The organism is Blautia glucerasea (genome assembly GCF_013304385.1).
Classification (GTDB): Bacteria; Bacillota; Clostridia; order Lachnospirales; family Lachnospiraceae; genus Blautia_A; species Blautia_A ammoniilytica.
In genome coordinates this window covers 1-23,702 of record NZ_JAAITU010000023.1, presented here as the reverse complement: position 1 = coordinate 23,702, position 23,702 = coordinate 1, and the positions used below count along the sequence as shown (strand labels likewise).

20 protein-coding genes are annotated in these 23,702 nt (G+C 45.4%); 17 read left to right on the top strand and 3 right to left on the bottom strand.

Annotation, left to right across the window (positions count from 1 at the left end):
* The first annotated feature begins 9 nt into the window (after nucleotides 1-9).
* From G5B11_RS10245 to G5B11_RS10195, 11 genes are all read left to right on the top strand, one after another.
* Nucleotides 10-657: a potassium channel family protein gene (locus G5B11_RS10245; RefSeq protein ID WP_173727986.1), complete on the top strand. Its 648-nt coding sequence runs from the start codon at nucleotides 10-12 to the stop codon at nucleotides 655-657.
* An 18-nt stretch (nucleotides 658-675) separates the two neighbouring features.
* Nucleotides 676-1,467: a TrmH family RNA methyltransferase gene (locus G5B11_RS10240; protein ID WP_173727983.1), complete on the top strand. Its 792-nt coding sequence runs from the start codon at nucleotides 676-678 to the stop codon at nucleotides 1,465-1,467.
* A gap of 12 nt (nucleotides 1,468-1,479) precedes the next feature.
* The gene (locus G5B11_RS10235) at nucleotides 1,480-1,920 is read left to right on the top strand and encodes an NfeD family protein (protein WP_173727981.1); all 441 of its coding nucleotides are present in this window, start codon (nucleotides 1,480-1,482) and stop codon (nucleotides 1,918-1,920) included.
* Nucleotides 1,921-1,923: 3 nt separating this feature from the next.
* Complete coding sequence (locus G5B11_RS10230) at nucleotides 1,924-2,862, top strand: SPFH domain-containing protein (RefSeq protein ID WP_173727979.1); 939 nt, start codon at nucleotides 1,924-1,926, stop codon at nucleotides 2,860-2,862.
* Nucleotides 2,863-2,922: 60 nt separating this feature from the next.
* Nucleotides 2,923-3,924: an ornithine carbamoyltransferase gene (gene argF / locus G5B11_RS10225; protein ID WP_173727977.1), complete on the top strand. Its 1,002-nt coding sequence runs from the start codon at nucleotides 2,923-2,925 to the stop codon at nucleotides 3,922-3,924.
* Nucleotides 3,924-4,727, top strand: coding sequence for a biotin--[acetyl-CoA-carboxylase] ligase (locus G5B11_RS10220; RefSeq protein WP_173727975.1), 804 nt, complete (start codon nucleotides 3,924-3,926; stop codon nucleotides 4,725-4,727). The genes argF and G5B11_RS10220 overlap by 1 nt, the downstream gene beginning before the upstream one ends.
* 109 nt (nucleotides 4,728-4,836) lie before the next feature.
* Nucleotides 4,837-5,181, top strand: coding sequence for a DUF6145 family protein (locus tag G5B11_RS10215; RefSeq protein WP_158422089.1), 345 nt, complete (start codon nucleotides 4,837-4,839; stop codon nucleotides 5,179-5,181).
* Nucleotides 5,182-5,186: 5 nt separating this feature from the next.
* Nucleotides 5,187-6,158 (top strand): tRNA dihydrouridine synthase DusB, encoded by a 972-nt coding sequence (gene dusB, locus G5B11_RS10210; protein ID WP_173727973.1) that lies wholly within the window; start codon nucleotides 5,187-5,189, stop codon nucleotides 6,156-6,158.
* A gap of 27 nt (nucleotides 6,159-6,185) precedes the next feature.
* The gene (locus G5B11_RS10205) at nucleotides 6,186-7,400 is read left to right on the top strand and encodes a M20/M25/M40 family metallo-hydrolase (RefSeq protein ID WP_173727971.1); all 1,215 of its coding nucleotides are present in this window, start codon (nucleotides 6,186-6,188) and stop codon (nucleotides 7,398-7,400) included.
* Between the two features lie 358 nt (nucleotides 7,401-7,758).
* Nucleotides 7,759-8,496, top strand: coding sequence for a hypothetical protein (locus tag G5B11_RS10200; RefSeq protein WP_173727969.1), 738 nt, complete (start codon nucleotides 7,759-7,761; stop codon nucleotides 8,494-8,496).
* Complete coding sequence (locus tag G5B11_RS10195; protein WP_173727967.1) at nucleotides 8,471-12,934, top strand: Ig-like domain-containing protein; 4,464 nt, start codon at nucleotides 8,471-8,473, stop codon at nucleotides 12,932-12,934. Before G5B11_RS10200 ends, G5B11_RS10195 begins: the two co-directional genes overlap by 26 nt.
* Nucleotides 12,935-13,098: 164 nt before the next feature.
* Here G5B11_RS10195 and G5B11_RS10190 read toward each other — a convergent pair whose 3' ends face one another.
* The 3 genes from G5B11_RS10190 to G5B11_RS10180 all read right to left on the bottom strand — a co-directional run bounded on the left by G5B11_RS10190 (nucleotide 13,099) and on the right by G5B11_RS10180 (nucleotide 16,757).
* Entirely contained in the window at nucleotides 13,099-14,310 is a 1,212-nt protein-coding gene (locus G5B11_RS10190; RefSeq protein WP_173727965.1) for a lipopolysaccharide biosynthesis protein, read from the bottom strand.
* A 131-nt stretch (nucleotides 14,311-14,441) separates the two neighbouring features.
* Nucleotides 14,442-15,656, bottom strand: a complete 1,215-nt coding sequence (locus G5B11_RS10185) for a Coenzyme F420 hydrogenase/dehydrogenase, beta subunit C-terminal domain (RefSeq protein ID WP_173727963.1) — start codon at nucleotides 15,654-15,656, stop codon at nucleotides 14,442-14,444.
* A 9-nt stretch (nucleotides 15,657-15,665) separates the two neighbouring features.
* Nucleotides 15,666-16,757 carry a polysaccharide pyruvyl transferase family protein gene (locus tag G5B11_RS10180; protein ID WP_173727961.1) on the bottom strand — a complete coding sequence of 364 codons (1,092 nt, stop codon included), beginning with the start codon at nucleotides 16,755-16,757 and terminating at the stop codon, nucleotides 15,666-15,668.
* Nucleotides 16,758-17,187: 430 nt separating this feature from the next.
* On the opposite strand from G5B11_RS10180, the gene G5B11_RS10175 reads away from it, so the two are divergent.
* The 6 genes from G5B11_RS10175 to G5B11_RS10150 all read left to right on the top strand — a co-directional run bounded on the left by G5B11_RS10175 (nucleotide 17,188) and on the right by G5B11_RS10150 (nucleotide 23,635).
* Entirely contained in the window at nucleotides 17,188-18,135 is a 948-nt protein-coding gene (locus tag G5B11_RS10175; RefSeq protein WP_173727959.1) for a glycosyltransferase family 2 protein, read from the top strand.
* A 197-nt stretch (nucleotides 18,136-18,332) separates the two neighbouring features.
* Nucleotides 18,333-18,815, top strand: a complete 483-nt coding sequence (gene greA / locus G5B11_RS10170; RefSeq protein ID WP_158422077.1) for a transcription elongation factor GreA — start codon at nucleotides 18,333-18,335, stop codon at nucleotides 18,813-18,815.
* 73 nt (nucleotides 18,816-18,888) lie between these two features.
* Complete coding sequence (gene lysS, locus G5B11_RS10165; RefSeq protein WP_173727957.1) at nucleotides 18,889-20,814, top strand: lysine--tRNA ligase; 1,926 nt, start codon at nucleotides 18,889-18,891, stop codon at nucleotides 20,812-20,814.
* A gap of 253 nt (nucleotides 20,815-21,067) precedes the next feature.
* On the top strand, nucleotides 21,068-22,468 hold the full coding sequence (locus G5B11_RS10160; RefSeq protein ID WP_173727954.1) for a zinc-ribbon domain-containing protein: 1,401 nt from the start codon (nucleotides 21,068-21,070) through the stop codon (nucleotides 22,466-22,468).
* A 13-nt stretch (nucleotides 22,469-22,481) separates the two neighbouring features.
* Complete coding sequence (locus G5B11_RS10155; RefSeq protein ID WP_055194971.1) at nucleotides 22,482-22,661, top strand: hypothetical protein; 180 nt, start codon at nucleotides 22,482-22,484, stop codon at nucleotides 22,659-22,661.
* A 563-nt stretch (nucleotides 22,662-23,224) separates the two neighbouring features.
* The gene (locus G5B11_RS10150) at nucleotides 23,225-23,635 is read left to right on the top strand and encodes an AAA family ATPase (protein ID WP_173727952.1); all 411 of its coding nucleotides are present in this window, start codon (nucleotides 23,225-23,227) and stop codon (nucleotides 23,633-23,635) included.
* The last annotated feature ends 67 nt before the right edge of the window (nucleotides 23,636-23,702 follow it).

Sequence of the window (23,702 nt, the reverse complement as noted above, 5' to 3'; positions counted from 1 at the left end):
AGACATGACATGAAGGAAAAAAGCTATGCAGTGATCGGACTTGGACAATTTGGTATGTCAGTGGCAGAAACACTGGCAGAGTCGGATTGTGACGTACTGGCAATTGATGCAAGGGAAGAAAATATCCAGGAGATTGCAGATAAGGTTACTTATGCAGTTCGTGCAGATGTGCGTGAGCCTGAAGTTTTACGGGCTCTGGGTGTGCAGAATGTGGATGTGGCAGTGATCGCAGTGGCTGAGAATATGGAAGCCAGTATTATGGCCACTATGCAAGCCAAGGAGCTGGGAGTACCCTATGTTCTGGCAAAAGCCATGAATGCCCTTCACGGCAAGATCCTTGAGAAGATCGGCGCAGACAGGGTGATTTATCCGGAGCAGTCCATGGGACTTCGTGTGGCAAGAAATCTGATGTCCGGAGGTTTTCTGGATGTATTTGAGCTTTCCACTGAATTCAGTATGGCAGAGTTTCCTGTGCCGACGGAGTGGATAGGCAAAAGCCTGCAGGAATTGCAGCTTCGTGAGAGCCATGATATTAATATTATCGCCATCAAGGTAGGGGATGATGTAGAAATTAATCTGGACCCGATGAAGCCGTTGGAAGCAGACTGGCATTTGATGGCTATAGGCAAAAATAAAGTACTGGAAAGACTGAACTAAGGGGAAGGTTCCTGATTTATGATAACCAGTGTGAATAACGGACAGATCAAAAATATAATACAGTTAAATCAAAAGGCAAAGGCAAGGAGAGAGCAGGGGCTGTTTGTGGCAGAGGGCAGGAAGATGTTCCTGGAAGCTCCGGCTGACTGGGTTTCCAGAGTTTATCTGGCCGAGTCTGTTACTGGGGATACTGAGCTGATGAGCCATGCCGAAGGCTTTCCTTGTGAAGTGGTTTCAGATTCCGTATTCAGACAGATGAGCGATACTCAGACACCGCAGGGTATCCTTACTCTTCTTAAGAAGCCTTCCTATACAGAAGAAGACATTTGGGGAAGCCGGGCAGCAGATCAAATGCACCCACTGGTGATGGTGCTTGAGGATCTGCAGGATCCGGGCAATGCAGGAACGATCTTCCGTACAGCCGAGGGCGCCGGAGTGGACGTGATCTTTCTTACCAGAACCTGTGTGGACATTACCAATCCCAAGGTGATACGTTCCACCATGGGTTCTATTTACAGAATGCCTTTTCTATACGTGGAAAGTGTGGTATCATTAAAAGAACAGCTGGAAAAACATCATATCCGGCTTTTTGCAGCTCATCTGCAGGGCAGGAATACCTATGATAAAGAGGATTATCAGGGAGGAACTGCTTTCCTGATCGGTAATGAAGGAAAGGGACTTACGGATCAGGCGTCGCAGGCAGCGGATTGTCTGATACGGATTCCAATGAACGGGCAGGTAGAATCCCTGAATGCGGCTATGGCTGCCGGGATCCTTATGTATGAGGCTGCAAGGCAGAGGAGAGGATAAGGAGGAGATTCTATGCAGGAAGTCTTTATCTGGCTGGCAATACTTACTTTTTTTCTGGTAGCTGAAGCCGTGACGGTGCAGCTTACCACTATCTGGTTTGCAGGAGGTGCTCTGGTGGCTGCTCTTGCTGCAGGCATGGGGGCAGAAGAATGGCTGCAGATCTTACTGTTTCTGGCTGTTTCTCTGATACTTCTGATTCTGGCCAGACCTGTACTAAAGAAATGTCTGAATAAGGGCATGGTCCGTACCAATGTGAACAGCCTGATGGGTCAGTCCGCAGTAGTGATCCAGAAGATTGACAATCTGGCACAGACCGGACAGGTTCGCATCAATGATATTGAATGGCTGGCAAGGACATCGGATGACAAGGAGATCATTCCTGAGAAGACGGTAGTTACCATCACGGAAGTCCGTGGGGTCAAATTAATTGTGAAGGTGAAAAAGGAGGATTAATTTATGGGAGGAATTTTGGCATTATTGGTGATCGTTATTCTGGCATTATGGGTGCTGGCATCCTGTATCCGCATTGTGCCCCAGGCTTATGCAGTTGTGCTGGAACGCCTTGGTGCATACCGTGCCACATGGAGCACTGGTGTACATTTTAAGGTGCCTTTTATCGAGAGAGTTGCCAGAAAGGTCAACCTGAAAGAACAGGTAGTGGATTTTCCACCTCAGCCTGTGATTACAAAAGATAATGTAACCATGCAGATCGACACCGTTGTATTTTTCCAGATCACAGATCCTAAGCTGTATGCTTACGGTGTGGAGAATCCTATCATGGCCATTGAGAATCTGTCAGCCACCACACTTAGGAATATTATCGGAGATATGGAGCTGGATGAAACACTTACCTCCCGTGAAGTGATCAATACCAAGATGCGTGCCTCCCTGGATGTTGCCACAGACCCATGGGGCATCAAGGTGAATCGTGTAGAGCTGAAGAATATCATCCCGCCGGCTGCGATCCAGGAAGCCATGGAAAAGCAGATGAAGGCAGAGCGCGAGAGACGAGAAGCGATCCTGATCGCAGAAGGAGAGAAGAAATCCACCATCCTTGTGGCAGAAGGTAAGAAAGAATCTGCGATCCTGGATGCTGAGGCTGAGAAGCAGGCTGCCATCCTTCGTGCAGAAGCTCAGAAAGAGCGCATGATCAAAGAGGCCGAAGGCCAGGCAGAAGCAGTACTTAAGGTACAGAAGGCAAATGCAGAAGGTCTTCGTATGATCAAAGAAGCAGGGGCAGACAATGCAGTTCTTACTTTGAAGAGCTTTGAAGCACTTACAAAGGTAGCAGACGGCAAAGCAACCAAGATCATTATTCCTTCTGAGATCCAGGGAATAGCAGGTCTGGCTTCTTCCCTGAAGGAAATTGTAACTGACGATAAGAAGACCGAATAAAGAATCTGACAAGGATAGATCCGGCATAACAGAGCAAAGACATACTACAGGAGAATGACTATGAATTTAAAAGGACGGAATTTTCTTACATTAAAGGATTTTACAACGGAGGAGATCATTTATCTTCTGGAGCTTTCTGCAGAACTGAAAGCAAAGAAAAAAGCAGGTGAGCTTACTGAGTATTACAAAGGCAAGAATATTGCCCTGATCTTTGAAAAGACCAGCACCAGAACCCGTTGCTCTTTTGAGGTGGCAGCACATGACCTTGGCATGGGCAGCACCTACCTGGATCCTACTGGATCACAGATCGGCAAGAAAGAGAGTATTGCAGATACAGCAAGAGTTCTTGGCAGGATGTATGATGGTATTGAATACCGTGGATTCGGCCAGGATATTGTGGAAGAACTGGCAAAATATGCAGGAGTCCCGGTATGGAACGGCCTGACCAACGAGTATCATCCTACCCAGATGCTGGCAGATATGCTTACCATCCATGAGCATTTCGGACATCTGCAGGGGATCCGTCTTGTATATATGGGCGATGCCCGTTATAACATGGGCAATTCCCTGATGGTTGCCTGCTCCAAGCTGGGTATGCATTTTACAGCCTGCACAAACAGCAAGTATTTCCCTAATGATGAACTGGTGGCACAGTGCCATGAGTATGCAAAGGAATCCGGAGCAACTATAACTCTTACAGAGGATGTAAAGGAAGGTACCAGGAATGCAGACGTTATTTATACAGATGTGTGGGTATCTATGGGTGAGCCGGATGAGGTATGGGAAGAGCGTATCAAAGATCTTACACCATACCGTGTGACAAAGCATGTGATGGAGAATGCAGGAGAGAAGGCGATCTTTCTTCACTGCTTGCCCGCATTCCATGATCTTAAGACAAAGATCGGCAAGGAAATGGGACAGCGTTTCGGCCTTACCGAGATGGAAGTTACTGATGAAGTATTTGAGTCTGCACAGTCAAAGGTATTTGATGAGGCAGAGAACCGTATGCATACCATCAAAGCTGTGATGGCTGCAACACTGGGATTACCGGAAGGATTATAATGGATATTTTATACGATAAAGATACAATTTCAGCAAATATTCATACAAAATGGGCGGGTCAAACCGTCCATTTTGTGAAAAGAACAGATTCTACCAATCTGATGGCAAAGCGTTTGGCTGACAGGAAATTTCCTCACGGTACGCTGGCTGTGGCAGAGTATCAGAGTGCAGGAAGAGGACGGCTGGGCCGTTCCTGGCAGGCACCACGGGGCACCTCGGTTATGATGAGTCTGCTGCTTTTGCCGGAGTTCGAGCCGAAATATGCTTCCATGCTTACCATTGTTATGGGATTATCCGTAGCACAGGCAGTAAACAAATTGGGATTTGATACGACTATTAAGTGGCCCAATGATGTGGTGGCATCCCATAAGAAGATTTGTGGGATCCTTACAGAGATGGCTGTGGAGGGCAACAAGATCCGCAACGTGGTCATTGGCGTAGGAATCAATATAAATATTAAGAAGTTTCCGGAGGAAATGGCAGATAAAGCCACTTCCCTTTATCTGGAAGCAGGCCATGAGTTTGACAGAAGCCTGGTTCCCGGCCTGGTGATGGAGGCTTTTGAGAAGAATTATGAGAAGTTTGCCAAGACCTGTGACTTAAGCCTTATAAGGGAAGATTATGAGGAACTGCTGGCCAATATGGATCAGCCTGTACGTGTGATCGCAGGGGAGAATTCTTTTGAAGGGATCGCCAGAGGGATCACGGACATTGGCGTATTGATCGTAGAGCGGCAGGATGGCACTTATACTACTGTGAATGCAGGGGAAGTATCTGTGCGAGGTCTTTACAGCTACGTATGATTAGTACAGTGAAAATTAAGGCAAGTCAATATGGTGGTTACTTAATATTCACTGTACTAGGGCAATGGATTAAATGAATCAGTATACATTGCAGGAGAGGAATGAACAGATGTATCAGGACAATATTGTGCTCTGCGGTGCAAGCGCATATGAGCAGAAATATTATTTTAACGAAGATTTTTCATCTCTCCCGGATCATGTAAAGAAAGAACTGCAGATCATGTGCGTTCTTTTTACAGAGGAGATCGGAGGAATTTTTACACTGGAGTTTGACCAGAACGGAGATCTTCAGTTTAAGACAGAGGCACTGGAGGCTGACGGACGATATGACGATATCGGCGGTGCGCTGCGGATCAAGCAGCTCCGTCAGCAGAAAAGTGAACTTCTGGAATCATTGGAATTATATTACAGGGTCTTTTTCCTGGGAGAAGATCCGGCTGGCATTAAGGAGTAGACTTCATGGAGCTCCGTTGGAAAATAGGCAATGTTGAAATAGAGAATCCTTTTGTGCTTGCCCCTATGGCAGGTGTTACAGATCTGGCTTTCCGCAGGCTTTGTAAAGAACAGGGAGCCGGCCTGATCTGCATGGAGATGATCAGCGCAAAGGCTATCTCCTATCACAATAAGAATACCAAGGCGCTGATGGAGATCGACCCGGTGGAGCATCCGGTATCCATGCAGCTTTTTGGCAATGAGCCGGAATTAATGGCTCAGGTGGCTGCCAGCATCGAGGAACAGCCTTTTGATATTCTGGATATTAATATGGGCTGTCCTGTGCCAAAGGTAGTGAATAACGGGGAAGGTTCTGCCCTCCTTAAGGATCCGGAAAGGATTTCCCAGATCATAAAGAGTATTGTGGCTGCCATCCATAAGCCGGTGACTGCAAAGATCCGTATTGGTTTTGAAAAAGAAGCTGTGGATCTGGCGGAAATCGCCAAACGGATCGAAGATGCGGGAGCCTCTGCCATTGCAGTCCATGGACGGACCAGGGAGCAGTATTATTCCGGTCAGGCTAACTGGGATGCCATCCGTAAGGTGAAGGAGGCAGTAAAGATTCCTGTGATCGGCAACGGAGATGTGACTTCTCCTTTGAAGGCAGAAGAGCTGATGAAGCAGACGGGCTGTGATGGGATCATGATCGGACGGGCAGCGGAAGGGAATCCATGGATCTTCCGGGAAATGAATCATTATTTTACTACTGGTGAACTGCTTCCGGGACCATCCAGAGAAGAGCTCTGCCAGATGATCCTGCGGCATGCAAGGGCGCAGATCGACTTGAAGGGAGAATATATGGGTATCCGGGAGATGCGGAAGCATGTGGCCTGGTATACAGCAGGGCTGCCTCACAGCTCTGCATTGCGCCGGGAATCCAATAATATATCCTCTTATGAAGAGCTGGAGAAGCTGCTGGAGCTGATCCAACCGGAATAAGCAGGACGAACTGGAAAGGAGAACGGGATGGAACAGCTGAAAAATATGGAGATCATCCGGAAAGCATTTGCATATCTGAAGGAAGATGATGACTGTACCCTTAAGGAGCTTCTGGAATTGGTACAGATTCCGGCTCCCTCCGGTTTTGAGCAGGACCGGGCAGTCTGCATTATGGATAAGATGGAGAGGATAGGTCTGGACAATGTTGGTATGGACCGGGTGGGCAATGTATTTGGCACCATTAAGGGGACTGGTAAAGGACCGGTGGTGATGATAGCAGCCCATACAGATACGGTATTTCCACAAGGTACTGACCTGACCATCAAAAAAGAGGGAAACCGGTATACATGTCCTGGGATCAATGATGATACAAGAGCCATTGCAGAGATCCTCAGCGTGGCCAGGGCTATGAAGGCTCTGGATATCCATGGGGAAGGAGATATTATCTTCTGCGCCAATGTATGCGAGGAAGGTCTGGGCGACCTGAAAGGTGTAAAATACATTTTCAGGGATCCACATGCCTGTGATGGTTTTATCACGGTAGATAATGTGGTTCCCGGTGGGATCATCCATACTGCCACCGGAAGCGAACGATATCTGGTAACATTTTTAGGACCGGGCGGTCACAGCTTCAGTGATTTCGGACTTCCCAATCCTGTTCACGCAATGGGAAGGGCCATCAGCCGGATCGCAGATTTTCAGGTAAAAAAGCTGCCTAAGACCACATTTAATGTAGGCGTTGTGGAGGGCGGCACTTCTGTAAACAGTATTCCTGAGAGATGCTCTATGCTGGTGGATCTGCGATCTGACAGTGCAGAAGAATTATCTGCATTGTCCGCACAGTTTAAGCAGGTGACAGAAGATGCTGTCAGCCAGGAAAATGCCCGGTGGGATACAAAAGAGAAGGTAACAGTGATCTTTGAGGAAAAAGGCAGACGTCCGGCAGGGGCACAGAAGCCGGATGAGCTGATCGTCCGTGCAGCCTGGGATGCCACAAGTGCTGTTGGCTATACACCGGTATTTCATGACGCATCCAGTACAGATGCCAATATTCCTATTTCCCTGGGGATTCCTGCAGTGGCACTGGGCCGTGCAGGAGATGGGGGAGATACCCATACGGTTCACGAATGGTTTCAGCCTGAGGAGGCTTGGCGGGCACCCCAGAAGGAACTGTTGCTTGTTCTGGCACTTTCTGGTTTTCAGGGATACAGGAAGTATCAGCTTCCGATAAGACACGCATAATTTTGGGGGCGAGTCTCAAGGTCTTTCATCCACTTATGAGCAAGCTCAGGTGGATTTAGACCTTTTGACCCTGTCCTCATCATATAGATCAGAAATCTTGTAATCCTGTTTGTAAGTAAAGATAGCTTGCAGACAGGATTTTTTGTGCAGATTGTATAATATAAATTCCGGATTATTGGTTGAAAAATGAATTTTATACCATTATTATGAATGTAACTAACCTGTTGAGTGAAAATATGCTCAAAGAGCGAATAACTATCAACAGCATAACTGGATCAACTGCAGGACAGTGATTTGATTATGTGCAAGCAGCGAAGCGGATGGCGGATATCCGCTTGACAAGAAAAGGAGGATGTGCATGAGACATAAGGAAGTATGGAAGCGTCTGGGCGCATGGACACTGGCCTTTTCCATGGTGGCAGGAAGCTGCCCATCTATGGCATTGGCTGAAGAAGCGGATCAGCAGATCGTGGATGTGGAGGAGTTTTCCGATCAGGAGCAGGCAGGAGAGGTATCACAGGCAGAAGAGATACCTTCAGGGGAAACATCTGTAGAGGATGTGGAGGATGTACCGGAGGATTCGTTTACGGCAGCACCGGCAGATGAGAGTACAGAGGAGCCGGCAGAGTTTACCTGTGAAGAGGTAGAGGATGTGGATCTTCTCAGTGATAATGCAGGAGATTCGGTAGAGGGAGAGAATCCGGCAGAGGGAGAAGAGCCAGATGACGGAGGCTCTGTCCACTATGAGCTGTATGCGGAATATGAAAGTGGAGACTGGCATATGTTTCCAGGCAGTGAGATGAAGATTTTCACATCTGTTTCTGAATGGTATGATGATAATGAAGGCGATGGCGGTGATGGAGAAGTCATCAATCTTGCGGAAACAGAACCTGACGTGGATACAGGGAATGATAATGGAGAGAATGCTGGTGGAGAGAATGGTGATGAAGAGAATGCTATAGAATATGAGCTGGAGCTTAAAGACGGCACAGCATATGACAGCAATCTGATTGATGTTACCATTAATCCTGAGGATAACTCTTTGCTTGTGAAAGCAAAAGAGGGTGCGGATGGTGGAACGGATATCTGCATATGATGTGCTTGCACCACAGAAGCTGCTGGACGATAACAGTGAATTAGGGGCAGGTAAGCAGCTGTATCTGTCTGGACTTAAGGTACTGCATTATACAGTTGGGGCAGAAGTACCCCAAGTACGGGAGGATGTACGTTTCCGACTGGTTGAGCCGGATGAGAATATGTGGTATGTGAAGAAAAATGTAAGTGATGGTGCGGCAGATTTTCCTATAGTATACCGCAAGACAGCTGATGATGCAGATCTTTATATTGCGGCAGAGGCAAAGAATGATGCTGGTGAGTGGAAAGAAATCTGCGGCAGGGAGTACAGTTTTGATTGTCTGGATTATGATATGTATTTCGAGAATCTGCGAGGCGACGATGACGGTAATTATACTTTTGTATATGATAATGAGGAAAACTCTTGTGTGGAGTTTGGAGTCTATAAACTTGGTTGCAATGGCGAATATTATTATGTCCGCTGGTCTGTTGGTAAAATACAAGAAGACACAGAAAAGGATTCCTTTATCCCATATATTGGCACAGATGAGACGGCTTTCTGGAAGTCAGAGGGTAACATGCTCTACATTAACGGTGCCAGATTTGCAAAGGCTTATCAGGAGCTGGAAGAGGGTTGGCATTTTGTGATCCGCACAGAGGTAGTAGGTTATATTCCCGGTGCGAGTGATGAGCCACAGTGTGAATTTGTTCTGTATACAGATGAAGCCGGTCTGGATCTTGCAGAATCCTGGTATGAGTACCATTTTGAGAATGACTATAGATCCGTTCTTGTAGATCAGAATATCTGGATCAATAAAGAAGGCGAAGGCTATGTAGAGGATAAGGAACATATTGGGGGAGAACCAATTAACTTCCAGATCACCGGTGTTGAACTGGAAGGCAATGACGATATTTTTGAAGTGACAGAACATGAGGGTGGATGGAATCTTAATGCCAATCGTCCGGGTCAGGTAAAAGCATTCATTTCCTATACGGATATTTCTGGAGCGACGCAGGTACATGAGACAGAATTTTATGTAGAAAAGGATATGTACAACCTGGATGCGGTTTATCCTAATGACAATAATTCCATGCTTCCGGGAACTGCTATGGATCTGCCTGTAACCCTGCATCATGAGTGGAGACACAGTGACCAGGAAATGGGAGGCGAAGACATTGAGGACTTCTCTCTGGAACTAATTGAGAATGAAAATGGCGAGTTGATCGATTATGATTTCCTGAAGGATGTTTCCTTTATCCAGAAGGATGGCAAAACCTATATTCATGTAGAGAGCACGGATGGCGAAAACCGAGGTGAGACTTCTATCCGGGTGAGGGCATCCATAAAGAACGAGCAGGGTGAGCTGGTGCCTGTTGCTGAGAATGAGTTTTATTTTGACGTGTGTGATGGATACGATTATATCTCTGTAGCAGAAGAAGCGCCAAATCCTCCGGTTGGCGGTACTTTTAATCTGAACAACCTGGGAATCTCCACCCGGCATGTAGAAGGCGACCAGGAAACAATAAGAGACGATGTTGAATATACCTGGGAAGTTGATTGGAATCTTTGGTCTGCAAAATCTCCGGTAGGAAACATATTCCCACGGTTTACCAGACTGGGAATCGAGAGTACAAATATAGCGTTGATTGCCAACATTAAGAATGAAAATGGTGGGCTGGATGAGATCTGCCGCAGAAACTTCTGGTTTGACGAGCTTGATTATTCCGTATGGTTCGAGAATCTTCGCGAGGAGGGCGGCACCTATGTATTCAACAACGAAGAGGATTATGTACTTCAGCTTAACACAGAGAACCTGAAGGATAAAGGTGAAGCACTTTACCGGATCGACTGGGAAGTAGGCACTCGGTCTGAAAACGATGGGGATCAGCTGGGAACGATCGATGCCGGATCCTGGCACGTGGATGCAGAAGATGCTTCTAAGCTTCATGTGAATGGAAAGGTTCTGGCAGAGGTCCAGAAGAATCTGCAGGAGGGACAGTGGATTGAGATTCGTGTCTATGTAGGAGCAGGAGCACCTGAAACAGATGGTATAAAGGTGTTTGAGGAGAGAGCAGGCATATACTCAAGAGATGCCATAGAGGATTACCAGTATCCTAGCTATGGTACTCAGATGTTTAAGGGAAATCGTTTCTGGCTTAGCAAGGATTTCAACTGTTATGTGGAAAACAGTGAGTATCCGTCTGGTGAGCCTGTTCCATGCAAGATCAAAGGAATAAAGATAGAGAGTCTGGAGGAGGACGATCCTGAGCCATCCGTATCCTACGAAGAAAAGGACGACGGTTATCTCTTTACAGGAGTCAAGTACGGCGGTACCAGGGTGACAGTTACCTATAATGATATTCACGGTGACGCGCAGACACATACCTTTGATATCTGGGTACATGACACCATTTATTCACTGGAAGCTGAGTTTGAAACCGGCTGGCAGATGCTGAAAGGAGAAAACCAGAAGATCAGCTTCAAGGTATACAAAGAAGTACAGGGCGAAGATGGTAATACTGAGAAAACAGAGGTACCTTCCAATGAATATTATATAGAGATGGACGGAGGTGTTCCTGGAAATCTCGCCTCTATAGAAATGGGCGAAAATAAAGCAGTTGTGCAGGCAACAAAGAGCGAAGACGAAGGTCAATTTGGTGTTGGCTTCAGGGCTGTATCTAGGGCAACACATTTTGATGATGTGGATCAAAAAGACTATCCGGACTGGGATGCGTATACTGATATCAACATTTCTGTAAGAAACCTGCATTATAATGTACAACTGGAAGGCTGGGATGACAATGGTGATATAGGTAATAAAGTTGGTTCTGTGGTAGATCTGAACCAGTATAATCCTACAGTTAAATATGCAGGTCTTGATCCTGAAACCGGAGAAAAGATCACAGGCACACTGGATAATAAAAATGTTCGCTGGCGTGTGGAATATGATAGTGAGAAATGGGAAAGAACACCTGCTACTGCAGAGCAGGATATCCCGGCATTGGTACGTATATCAGGCACTGAGACTCAGATCGTACTGGTAGCACAGGAACTCCATAGTGACCGTTATGGCAATGAATTCTGGGAAGATGTAGCAGAAGAAGAGATTCATTTCGACCGTATCTTAAACAAGGATCAGGATGTAACAATCTCTGAGCTGAGGGATCCGGAGTTTAGCAATAGCTGGATCTATAATAATGAGATTTGCATGCTGAATATTAAGATTCGGATGCCGGCAGATAAGATGCCGGAAATTATCTGGAGTCTGTATGGATATCGAGGCGACGAAAAAATCATGATTCCTGGAGATAATTATGCAGTAAGTGCAGATGGCACCATGCTCACTCTCTATGGCGCAAAGCTGTGGAAAATCTATCAGGAACTGGGTATGCCGGGTGCTCTTTGGGTTCAAGCCGAAGTGAAGATGGGTGATGAACTGATCGGCGTGGATGAGGCTGCTGTTTTTGTAAGACAGTCAGAGGAAGCATGCGATCATCAGTGGAAAGATGAGACTGTTACCAATCCTACCTGTGGTGTAGACGGATCCAGTGTACAGCGTTGTGAGATCTGCGGAGATACAAGGGATCAGGTACTTCCAGCAACAGGAGCACATACCTGGGGTGAATGGACAGTAACAAAGGCAGCTACCTGCACTGTAGCAGGAGTAAAAGAAGCAAAATGTGCAGTATGCAGTGCTACAAAGACAGAAGCGATCCCAGCAACAGGCGCACATACCTGGGGCCAGTGGGTAGTAACAAAGGCAGCAACCTGTACAGAGGCAGGAGTAAAAGAAGCAAAATGTGCAGTATGCGGCGGCACAAAGACAGAAGTGATCCCTGCAACAGGTGTACATACCTGGGGCCAGTGGACAGTGACCAAAGAGGCTACTTATGTGGATGCTGGTGAGCAGACAAGAGCCTGCAGCGTTTGTGGCGCAACTGAAAAAGCACAGACAGAGCCTTATGTTCTTCCAATCAAGAGAAATCAGAAAGTATCTTTGGTGATTCCGTTGGCATCAAAAGACAGTATCAAGTCTGTGGCTTCTTCCAATAAGAAGATCGTAGCAGTTAAGAAGCTGAAAAAGAACACCATTCAGCTGAAGGCTTCCAAGAAGTCAACCGGAAAGGTAGTTATCACCATTGTAACAGCGAAGAAACAGAAGAAGACCATTCAGGTGAATGTACAGAAAGGCAGTGTAGCTGCATGGTCACTTACCGGTGTACCAGAAAAAGTGACACTGAAGCTGAAACCGCAGAAAAAGAAAGTTTATCAGCTGAAACCAGTTGTAACACCTGTTACCTGCAAGACAAAGGTAACTTACAGTTCTTCTAATAAAAAAGTGGCAACTGTAAGCAAGACTGGAAAGATCACTGCAAAGAAAGCGGGAACAGCTGTGATCATTGTAAAGGTTGGCAAGAAGATCAGTGCCAAGTGTATTGTTACAGTAAAAAAGAAATAATTATGAGGCAAGGGATCACACCTGCAGCAAAGCCGCAGACAGATCCATGATATGCAAACAAACGGGGGACTGCAGATGCAGTCCCCTGTAATTCTATAAGGATATAAAGTGATTATTCAAAAAAGCAGCTGTTTGCGTATAGGACAGCCTATTGTAAAGAAAGATCAATGAGATAATGCTTTCTTTTTCTTCAGGATCACCCAGATCAAAATGGCAAAAAACATAATAAATAAAACAGAACAGGACAACAGATAATTAAGGGATGCACCCATGATCCCTAGCTTCTGTACCATAGCCTTTGCCGGGAGAATGGTGATCAGGGCAGTCAGTGCATAGACCGGAAGGATGCAGCCTCCTTTACGGATGGCGATCAGGATATTGTAGATCATGTACACCTCAGCACCGATACCGCCGCCTATGAGAAGTACGATAAAGTGAAGCTTATAGGGAGAAAGATCTACTCCATAGATCAGCTCCAGCAAAGTCCTTCCAAGCAGATGCCCGGCAATGACGATACCACCACAGCAAAGGAAGATGATCCCGATGATACGGGCTACGTACAGAACAAATTTCTTCAGATCATTATCCCACCATAGTCCTGCAATAGTGGTGATCATAGGCTTGAATACAAATTCGCACATCAGTGTGATCACAAAAGAGGGCATAAATAAAATGCTGTAATAGGTCTGATATTCATCTGTCATTACATTGGACATGGCATACTTGGGTACATTGTAAAGCAGCAGGGAAAGAAAGGTACCTGCAAACAGCGGGGTACACATTTTCAGTAATTCCAGCACATGGGAGAACTGAAAGCTTCGTTTCGGCTGCCGGGAGGAAATATGCTGCACAGCCCAGGAATTTACCAGAAGACACAGCATCAGGGATGTAATGGCTGTTGCACCACAGGTCAGATAAAGATTCCTGGTGAAATAAAGCAGCAGAGTAAAGAAAACTGCGGAATATACATTACGCACAGCCAGCATTTTCCCCATAAGCTCTACATGGTAGTTCTGCTGCAGATTGCCGTGAAATACATCCTCTACTGCATCGATCATCTTCATCATGATAACAAAAATGCTGATGGCAATGTATTCTCCTGAAAAGCTGTAGGCGCTGTAAATGACACCAAAAAGCATCATGGCAGCACAGGAAAATACACGGGACACTTTGTATTCAGAAAAAAGATATTTGTGATCCAGGTCAGTGGCCTGGAAGGTACGCATCCCATATCGGCCGACCTGGAGGAGCAGCTGTGCTGTAGCATAGCTAAGGGAGAAAAAACCGGCAAGTTCTACACCACATAGTCTGGTAACGATCAGCAGGTAAAGAAAGGAAGATGCTGAATAGCAGGTACTTCCGATCATATTCCACAAAAAGGCTTTTTTAACATTTTTTTCTTGATTCACGTATTCGATGGTAAGTCACATTCCTTTCCGGATATTTCTATTTGCAAGTCATGATTATTCTCGGTCTTTGCATTATTGTAAGTCATAATACTTCTCACTTATTTCTTTCTTACAAGAAGGGTTTTATACATTTTTCCAGCGAAACCGTAAAGACCGGTTTTACGTAAAAACGGAGTAACCTTGCGGATCACTTTTGTAAGGAAGGAGCCTTGCATATATTTACGCATTATCATTTCCTTGTCGTTGCTTTCGGTATATTCATGCCAGAATGCAGCCTGCTTTGCAGGCGGTTTCGCAGAATATTCCAGATGAGGCTGCCAGCTGGCTTTTTTGGAAACAGACTGGTAATCTGCCTCTTCCTTTAGCTGATCAAACAGCTTTTGGCCTTTGGGAGTGTTTACAAGTACCAAATTCACGCCGCCTTCCACATCAAAGGTAACGCCTGCGTTTTCCACATTCCAGAAATCTCCAAGGGTAAAGTCACCTGGCCGCTTATAGCTGGTATAATGACAATGGAAGCAGGAAGGGCGGTTTCCATAAAGGCTGAGGAAGAAACGGTTGAAGGAAAAGTCCTCCATAACGCTTTCCAGATTTCCCTTTTCAAGGGTTACATCCATGACCTGCTTTTTCCAGGAAACCCGCTTGCTGCGCATGTTGATCCCTGTGATCCGGTCATCCTTTGCAATATATTTTTCTTTCAGGATTTTAAGATAATCCTTCCATAGCATCCGGCTTGGAACACCGTGACAGATATTGTCACAGGTATACAGGTTATCTGTAGGAATATGCCTGGTACGAAGGAATTTTTGAACGCCTGCGATCTGACAGGGAGTGCCGGTCAGCAGTACAGTTTTTCCAGATTTCAGATCCTGTGACAGGGAAACGTAAACTTCAGATAGGTCACTTTCCACATATTTGGAAGTGCAGAAAGCAGATGCCTCTTCCATGGACTGTGCCCGCATGTGAAGAACCTTATAATCCTTGTCAAAGGCAACTCCGTATACTACTCCATTCTGGGAAATGACCCACTTGGCCAGCAGTGTAAACATGCCGCCGGATGAACTTCCTTTCAGAATCTGGGGATCCCGGTTACGAAGTGCATAAATATCCGGGGAGGCATCCACACCTGTGAAAGTGTCTTCCATAGGACAGACTTTTTGACAAAGGCCACAATTTACGCATTTGGTCTCATCTACGATAGGATAATAAAAACCACATTTATCGTGCTTCATTGTAATGGCAGATTTGCCGCAAATGTTGGCACAGGCCATACACCCGCAACAATCGCTTTTTTTTAGATTTTCGGTAAACATATTTGCAGATCAATCCTCCTGTTCCTTTACCAGGCTGCGAAGCTGTGCCAGGGATTCTTCACGGAACCGGGCGATCTCTTCATTGGCAAAGGTAAAATCAATAGGCTGGGTAAGCTCTTCATCACTTACGTTTTCGATGGTACGGTGGGAAAGGCCAACCATTTTCAGTAGCTGCTGTACCCTGCGGTTCATATGATGGCCATTGACCATGGCAAAAAAGTTGCGGTTAAAAAGCAGGGAATAAACCACACCGTGGAAAGAGTCAGAAATTACATATTCTGCGTTTTTGAAAAGTCCCATCCACTGGGCAGGGCCAATGGCGATCTTGCAGCTACAGTTCATAAGGCCTACAAGCGGGAAAGGAATATAAACTACACGCAGGCCGGTTTTCTTTTTCAGGCGGCGCACAAAGTCCACCAGTTCTTTGTTGATCCCAAGCTGATAAACCAGGATATATTTGCTTTTACATCGGGGCTCTTTTAATAAAGATGTCCATTCGTCTGCTGTAAGAAGCAGGGTAGGGTCGCAGGTAATGCCAGGACGGCTGCCGGTGAGGCTCTCCACAATATCGGCACCATAATCCTCACGTACCAGAATCTGATCAAAATCTTTCAGCAGGGAGCTGTATTTCTTACGGTACTGTTCCGGTGGCTCATGCTCACCGATGCTAGCTGCATAGCTACATTTTTTCTTGCCTTTTTTTACAAAATCAAGGAAATAAGTTGTGTCGAAATTGGTCAGCTTATAGTCCCAGATCTGGTCACTGCCTGCAATGTAAATATCGTATTTGCCTGCCACAGCACCCATATTGCCTCTGGAAACCGGCTGGCTGTAGCGCATGTGCTTCCGGAATAGGTTGCACTGCCTCCGTCTTGGGATATAGCAGATGTGTCCGATGGCACCGTAAATATAATTGAAAAGTCCTTTTTTCTTAAGATTTACAAGACGGAAGGGATTGCTGATATAGTCGCAGCGGTAATCAATAATCTCTGGATAAGTGCCCATTTCTTTAAGCTTTCGCTGAAGGGCATAACTTTGGAGAATCGCCCCGTAATTGTCATAATCGTGGAATGTGATCACGCCTACACGCTTTTTGTTCATGTTTTTCCTCCATAATCATACGGCCTGGCCCATCCAATATCCATGTATTCGCTCATGAAGGCATAGCTTATTTATGGCTGTTGTCCGGGATCTTCATAGTAAAAATTAAGAGGCTTTGCATGTATCAGCCTCTTCTTTTGTTTTCTTTAACTATAACATAAGAAAGAAAAAAGTAAATAACAATTCCTGGCACAGGGGAATTTTTTGTTACAGTGAATGAGGTGAACGGCGATGAATTTTTGTTTGCTATTTATCTCTGGTATGGTATACTGTCAACAGATATATCAGCTGGGAGTCAATCCCCCAGCTGATATAGCCTCCGGCAGGATTGCAGAGGTGCGCAGGAGAAGTATGTCATGCAATTGCATGACGCGCACCTCGCAGCAAGAATGCCGAGGCATTCTTGAATTTTTACAATGGAGGTTTTTTCATGGCAGATAAAATAGCAGTTCTGATTCCCTGCTATAATGAAAGCAAATCTGTAGGGAAAGTTGTGCAGGATATGAAGGCTGCGCTTCCGGAAGCTACGATTTATGTATATGACAACAATTCTACAGATGGTACAGACCAGATAGCCCGTAAGGCTGGGGCAGTAGTGCGTTATGAACATCAGCAAGGTAAGGGCAATGTGATCCGCAGTATGTTCAGGGATATTGACGCTCAGTGTTATCTGATGGTGGATGGAGATGATACTTATCCGGCAGAGTATGCCAGAGAGATGTGTGACAAGGTGCTGAATGAAGGGACGGATATGGTGGTTGGAGACCGGCTTTCTTCCACATATTTTACTGAGAACAAGCGCCCATTCCATAATTTTGGCAATAGCATTGTGCGTGGAAGCATTAACCGTTTATTCCACAGTGGGATCAAGGATATTATGACTGGCTACCGGGCAATGAGTTACCAGTTTGTTAAGACATATCCAGTTCTTTCCAAGAATTTTGAGATCGAGACAGAGATGACGATCCATGCCATTGACAAGAATATGCAGGTTGATAATGTGATCGTTGATTATCGTGACCGTCAAGAGGGCAGCGAGTCCAAGCTGAATACATATACAGACGGATTTAAGGTGATCCGTACCATTATCCGTATGTATAAGGATTACAGGCCAATGCAGTTCTTTTCGCTGATTGCAGCCATTTTATTTGTTCTTGGTACTGGCTTTTTTATCCCTATCTTTATGAAATATTTAAGCATGGGGGTTGTGACTAAGATTCCAAGCCTGATCGTGATCTGTTTTGTGATCCTGTCTGCGATCATCTGTCTGTTTTCAGGGATTATTTTATCTACCCTGGTGCAGCAGCACAAACAGAATTTTGAATTTCAGCTGCAGGAAGTGAACATGCAGTACAAACGTCTTTTTCCGGAAGGATAAAAACTGGGAAAACCTCACTTGACAAAAAGTGGGGTTTTCGTTATAATACAGAAATTGTGAATACACTGGGATTTTTGTACCCTTTTTTATCTTGAAAAATACAGAAAAACAGTGAACAGACAATGAATGTAATAACCGGAGTGGCATAGATTATAAGAATAACAACGTATTATCCGGATTGAAAGGAAGTAAGGCAGATGGAAGAAAAGAAGAACTTACTAACTTATGCGGGACTTAAAAAACTGGAAGAAGAGCTGCATGATTTAAAGGTAGTAAAAAGAAAAGAAGTTGCGGGTAAGATTAAAGAGGCCAGAGAGCAGGGTGACCTGTCTGAGAATGCAGAGTACGATGCTGCAAAGGATGAGCAGAGAGATATTGAGGCACGTATCGAAGAGATCGAGAAGATCCTGAAGAATGCAGAGGTTGTTGTTGAGGATGAGGTAGACCTTGACAAGATTAATGTAGGCTGTAAGGTAAAGGTTCATGATTATGAATTTGAAGAAGACATTGAGCTGAAAATCGTTGGCTCTACAGAGGCTAACAGCCTTCAGGGCAAGATTTCCAATGAGTCTCCAGTAGGTAAAGCACTGATCGGTGCGCATACAGGAGATGTGGTTGAGGTAGAGATGCCCTCAGGTATTATGAAATACAAGGTTCTTGAGATTCAGAGAAACGTATAACACTTTATCTGCCGTTCAGAGGCGCAAGGCCCATGGGCGGCAGAAATTTTTAAGAAGATAGGGAGGCACGAAAGTGGCAGAGCAGAAGAAGCAGGAACAAGATTTAAACCAGCTGCTGAAGGTCCGCAGGGAGAAGCTTGCTGAACTGCAGGCAGAGGGAAAGGATCCTTTCAAAATCGTTAAATATGATGTGACACATCACAGCCAGGATATTAAGGATCAGTTTGAAGAACTGGAAGGAAAAGATGTAACAATCGCCGGACGTATGATGTCCAAGCGTGTAATGGGTAAGGCATCCTTTTGCCATGTGCAGGATCTGAAGGGCATGATCCAGTCTTATGTGGCAAGAGACAGTATCGGAGAAGATGCATACAAAGCATTTAAAAAGCTGGATGTAGGCGATATTATTGGTATTAAAGGCCAGGTATTCCGCACAAAGACCGGAGAGATCTCTATTCATGCTTCCGAGGTGACACTGCTTTCCAAGAGCCTTCAGGTCCTTCCAGAGAAATTCCACGGACTGACCAATACAGATACCCGTTATCGTCAGAGATATGTGGATCTGATCATGAATGCAGAGGTAAAGGATACATTTATCAAGCGTTCAAGGATCTTAAGTGCAGTTCGCCGTTATCTTGACGGACAGGGCTTTATGGAAGTAGAAACACCTATGTTGGTATCTAATGCCGGCGGTGCAGCTGCAAGACCTTTTGAGACTCATTTTAATGCACTGGATGAGGATTTCAAGCTTCGTATTTCACTGGAGCTTTATCTGAAGAGACTGATCGTAGGCGGTCTGGAAAGAGTTTATGAGATCGGCCGTGTATTCCGTAATGAGGGTCTGGATACCCGTCACAATCCGGAGTTCACACTGATGGAGCTTTATCAGGCATATACAGATTATCATGGCATGATGGATCTTACCGAGAATCTGTACCGTTATGTGGCACAGGAAGTTCTGGGCACTACTACCATCGTATACAATGGTGTGGAGATGGATCTGGGCAAGCCATTTGAGAGAATCACCATGGTAGACGCAGTTAAGAAGTATTCTGGTGTGGACTTTAATGAGATCCATACACTGGAAGAGGCAAGAGAAGCTGCAAGAGAGCATCATGTAGAGTTTGAGGAACGCCATAAGAAGGGTGACATCCTGAATCTGTTCTTTGAAGAGTATGTTGAGGAGCATTTGATCCAGCCTACATTTGTCATGGATCATCCTATTGAAATTTCTCCTCTTACAAAGAAAAAACCGAAGAATCCAGATTATGTAGAGCGTTTTGAGTTCTTCATGAATGGCTGGGAGATGGCAAATGCCTACTCCGAGCTGAATGATCCTATTGACCAGAGAGCACGTTTTGCTGCTCAGGAAGAGCTGTTCGCTCAGGGCGATGAGGAAGCCAATCATACAGACGAAGATTTCCTGAATGCATTGGAAATCGGTATGCCGCCTACAGGTGGTATCGGCTTCGGTATTGACCGTATGTGTATGCTCCTTACAGATTCCGCAGCTATTCGTGATGTGCTGCTGTTCCCCACAATGAAACCCTTGAATGGTGTAAAGGACGAAATTGGTGTAAACTCTCAGCCGATTGAATCCCCAAAAGCCGAGCCGGAAAAGATAGATTTCTCCAAAGTGGAGATCGAGCCTTTGTTCAAGGATTTCGTAGATTTTGAGACTTTCTCCAAGTCCGATTTCCGGGCAGTCAAGGTGCTTGCCTGCGAAGCCGTACCGAAGTCCAAGAAGCTGCTCAAATTTACGCTGGACGACGGAACAGGCACGGAACGCACGATTTTAAGCGGTATTCACGCCTATTACGAGCCGGAAGAACTGGTTGGTAAGACCTGTATCGCTATTACCAATCTTCCGCCAAGACCGATGATGGGCATTGATTCCTGCGGTATGCTGATTAGTGCGGTACACCACGAAGAAGGCGAAGAAAAGCTCCATCTTCTAATGGTAGATGACCATATTCCGGCGGGCGCAAAGCTCTACTAAAACGAGATGTACTTCATTTTCCGAAAACCTCGGATTTTACACAAATACACCAATTTTACACCAATCGGTGCTAAAATCGGTGCAGCAACAAAAAAATCGCATAATTTTTAGTTTCACACAGCCCCTGAGAAGTTATAGCTTCTCAGGGGCTTCTGTATTTTCTCATAGTTTTACTACCCATTATCGCAAACTATACCAATCCACGCTTTCCCAATATAATGAAGCTAATCGCAGAGGAAGGAGAGGATTAAGTATGAGCAATATTTTATCAGAGGTACACCCTGAACTTATTGCGGAATGGTCGGATAAAAACCTGCCGCTTACTCCGGATAAGATTACATACGGCTCAAACAAAGTCGTTTGGTGGAAAGGCGCTTGCGGTCACGAATGGCAGACAAGTGTTAAAGCTCGTTCAAACGGCGAAAACTGCCCAATCTGCTCAGGCGCAAGAGTGATAGAGGGTATCAATGATCTGGCAACGCTGAAGCCGGAGCTGGCTGATGAATGGTCGAGTAAGAATGATCCGCTGAAACCGACAATGGTAACGACAGGCTCTCATAAAAAAGTGATTTGGCAGGATAAATATGGTCACGAATGGACAGCAACGGTTAAGAGCAGGGCGTTAAACGGTACAGGCTGTCCGTATTGCTCCCATAATAAAATCTTAGTAGGATTTAATGACCTTGCCTCACAGCGCCCTCAAATCGCTTCTGAGTGGTCTGAGAGAAATTACCCACTAAAGCCTGATATGGTTACGGTCTTTGCAAATCGGAAGGTATGGTGGCGGTGCAGCAAAGGTCACGAATGGAACACGCTCATTTCCACTCGTTCAGGCGGAAGCGGGTGTCCTTATTGCAGCGGTCAACTTCTGCTGAAAGGATTTAATGATTTCGCTACGACACACCCTCAGCTTGCACAGGAATGGTCGGATAGGAATCTGCCTCTTACTCCTGATATGATAAACGAAAAGTCCCGCAGAAATGTCTGGTGGAAGTGCAGAGAGTGCGGGTATGAATGGCAGTCAGTCGTATATGCTCGTGTAAAAGGAACGGTATGTCCTGTCTGTGCAGATCGGGCGGTTATGACAGGGTATAATGATTTAGCAACGACGGATACACATCTTCTTTCGGAATGGGATTACGAGAGGAACAAAGATATTTTCCCAAACAAAATATCAAGGAATTCAATGCAGAGTGTATGGTGGAAGTGTTCGCTCGGACACTCGTGGAAGGCAAAAATTTCAGAAAGAGCGATTGAGGGAAAAGGCTGTAAGGTGTGTGAAAAAGACTATCTGACGGTTTTTCCAAAGCTGGCGGTTATGTATTATGCAGCGAAGAAGCACATAAAGGTACAGATGGATACGGATAAGATTATCGGCATACCTCTTGAAATATATTTACCTGAAGAAAAAGCAGCGATTGAAACGGTTAGTCGGACAGAGAATGTAGAAACCTTGAAAGCATATCTGTGCCGGAAGCGGGAGATCAAACTGATTAAAATCCCATATACATTAGGAAACAGCGAAATAGACTTCGCTATGAAAATCAAAAAAGCGTTTCGCAGCTTACATATTTTCATAACCTCGAATGAAGATGAGGATACAGTGTTTATCCGGCAGAGGTTTTTTGAATGGAGAAAAGGACAGATAAAATAAAGGAGACGATTTGATGAAAGACAGACAATTTCATATCTATCTTGATGACGAGGAGTACGGACAGGTTTTGCAGGCGTTAATCGCCCTTAAAAATAATCTGATAGCACAAGGCAGATATACGGACGCAGTAGATGATGTCCTTATCAAATTTACAAAAGCACGAAAGAAAAAGATGACCGTGCAATACATCTGAATAAAACCGCAGTTATGCCGCTTGTTTCTTTACGGAGAAGCAGGCGGCTTTTTTGCGTTTTTAGGGCAATTTTCAAGGTCAAAAAATTTTTTTCAAATTTTTTTCGGAAAAGGGGCGATTTTGGGTGTGCATTTTGCCCCCCTTTGTCCAAATGAGTGAAGGGGTTATTTTCCCGCAGGGGATTTCCCCCTTCAAAGTACCTTGAAAATTGAATAGACAGGCGCTAAGGACATTAGTTCTGATGAATAGCCCGAAGGTGGGTACGCCGTGACTTTTCCTATTGATATACGGAGAACGAGCGAGAATCCCCGACCTGAAATTCAGCTTGCTACTGAAACGGCAATGACAGTCAGAATGATAATGATACTTCTCTACGGAGCTGGCGGAGTACCCGGCAGAGGTGAGATTCCTATGATACGGTTTCGCAAACCGTAACCTTAGTGCTTCCCGTACAAAGCAAATCGCTTTCCGCAGGGGGTGTTGAGAACAAATGCTGCGGTCTTTACATAGCCGCCTCTTATTGAGGCAGGCTGTGAAATCTATGAAAGGAGGTAAAGCCGGAGATGTCAAACTGCAAGACGATTGCGGTATGCAATCAAAAAGGCGGTGTGGGCAAGACCACGACTACGGTTAATTTAGGCATTGGACTTGCTATGCAAGGGAAAAAGGTGCTTCTGATTGACGCTGATCCGCAGGGAGATTTAACGACCTGTCTCGGCTGGAGGGATAGCGACAGCCTTTCCGTAACGCTGACAGAGAAGCTTCAGGCAATCATATCGGAGCAGGAGCAAAATCCCTTTGACGGTATCCTGCAACATAAAGAGAAGGTAGACCTTGTACCGTCCAATCTCAGCCTATCGTCATTGGAAATGACGCTTGTAACGGCGATGAGCCGAGAAAGCGTCCTGAAGAATTATCTGAGCCTTGTAAAAGACAAGTACGATTATGTCCTTATTGACTGTTTATGTGGTTAACCACATAAACAATCTAATGCGGAGTAAATTATTATGCTGATTAACTTTTGAAATACCCCATATTTAT

Excerpts from the sequence above, each read along its gene's own strand:
- G5B11_RS10215 (WP_158422089.1), top strand. The coding sequence starts at position 4,837 with ATGTATCAGGACAATATTGTGCTCTGCGGTGCAAGCGCATATGAGCAG.
- G5B11_RS10235 (WP_173727981.1), top strand. The coding sequence starts at position 1,480 with ATGCAGGAAGTCTTTATCTGGCTGGCAATACTTACTTTTTTTCTGGTA.
- G5B11_RS10180 (WP_173727961.1), bottom strand. The coding sequence starts at position 16,757 with ATGAACAAAAAGCGTGTAGGCGTGATCACATTCCACGATTATGACAAT.
- G5B11_RS10240 (WP_173727983.1), top strand. The coding sequence starts at position 676 with ATGATAACCAGTGTGAATAACGGACAGATCAAAAATATAATACAGTTA.
- G5B11_RS10200 (WP_173727969.1), top strand. The coding sequence starts at position 7,759 with ATGAGACATAAGGAAGTATGGAAGCGTCTGGGCGCATGGACACTGGCC.
- G5B11_RS10205 (WP_173727971.1), top strand. The coding sequence starts at position 6,186 with ATGGAACAGCTGAAAAATATGGAGATCATCCGGAAAGCATTTGCATAT.
- greA (WP_158422077.1), top strand. The coding sequence starts at position 18,333 with ATGGAAGAAAAGAAGAACTTACTAACTTATGCGGGACTTAAAAAACTG.
- G5B11_RS10155 (WP_055194971.1), top strand. The coding sequence starts at position 22,482 with ATGAAAGACAGACAATTTCATATCTATCTTGATGACGAGGAGTACGGA.
- G5B11_RS10150 (WP_173727952.1), top strand. The coding sequence starts at position 23,225 with ATGTCAAACTGCAAGACGATTGCGGTATGCAATCAAAAAGGCGGTGTG.
- dusB (WP_173727973.1), top strand. The coding sequence starts at position 5,187 with ATGGAGCTCCGTTGGAAAATAGGCAATGTTGAAATAGAGAATCCTTTT.
- G5B11_RS10185 (WP_173727963.1), bottom strand. The coding sequence starts at position 15,656 with ATGTTTACCGAAAATCTAAAAAAAAGCGATTGTTGCGGGTGTATGGCC.
- G5B11_RS10230 (WP_173727979.1), top strand. The coding sequence starts at position 1,924 with ATGGGAGGAATTTTGGCATTATTGGTGATCGTTATTCTGGCATTATGG.
- G5B11_RS10160 (WP_173727954.1), top strand. The coding sequence starts at position 21,068 with ATGAGCAATATTTTATCAGAGGTACACCCTGAACTTATTGCGGAATGG.
- G5B11_RS10245 (WP_173727986.1), top strand. The coding sequence starts at position 10 with ATGAAGGAAAAAAGCTATGCAGTGATCGGACTTGGACAATTTGGTATG.
- argF (WP_173727977.1), top strand. The coding sequence starts at position 2,923 with ATGAATTTAAAAGGACGGAATTTTCTTACATTAAAGGATTTTACAACG.
- G5B11_RS10175 (WP_173727959.1), top strand. The coding sequence starts at position 17,188 with ATGGCAGATAAAATAGCAGTTCTGATTCCCTGCTATAATGAAAGCAAA.
- G5B11_RS10195 (WP_173727967.1), top strand. The coding sequence starts at position 8,471 with ATGGTGGAACGGATATCTGCATATGATGTGCTTGCACCACAGAAGCTG.
- G5B11_RS10220 (WP_173727975.1), top strand. The coding sequence starts at position 3,924 with ATGGATATTTTATACGATAAAGATACAATTTCAGCAAATATTCATACA.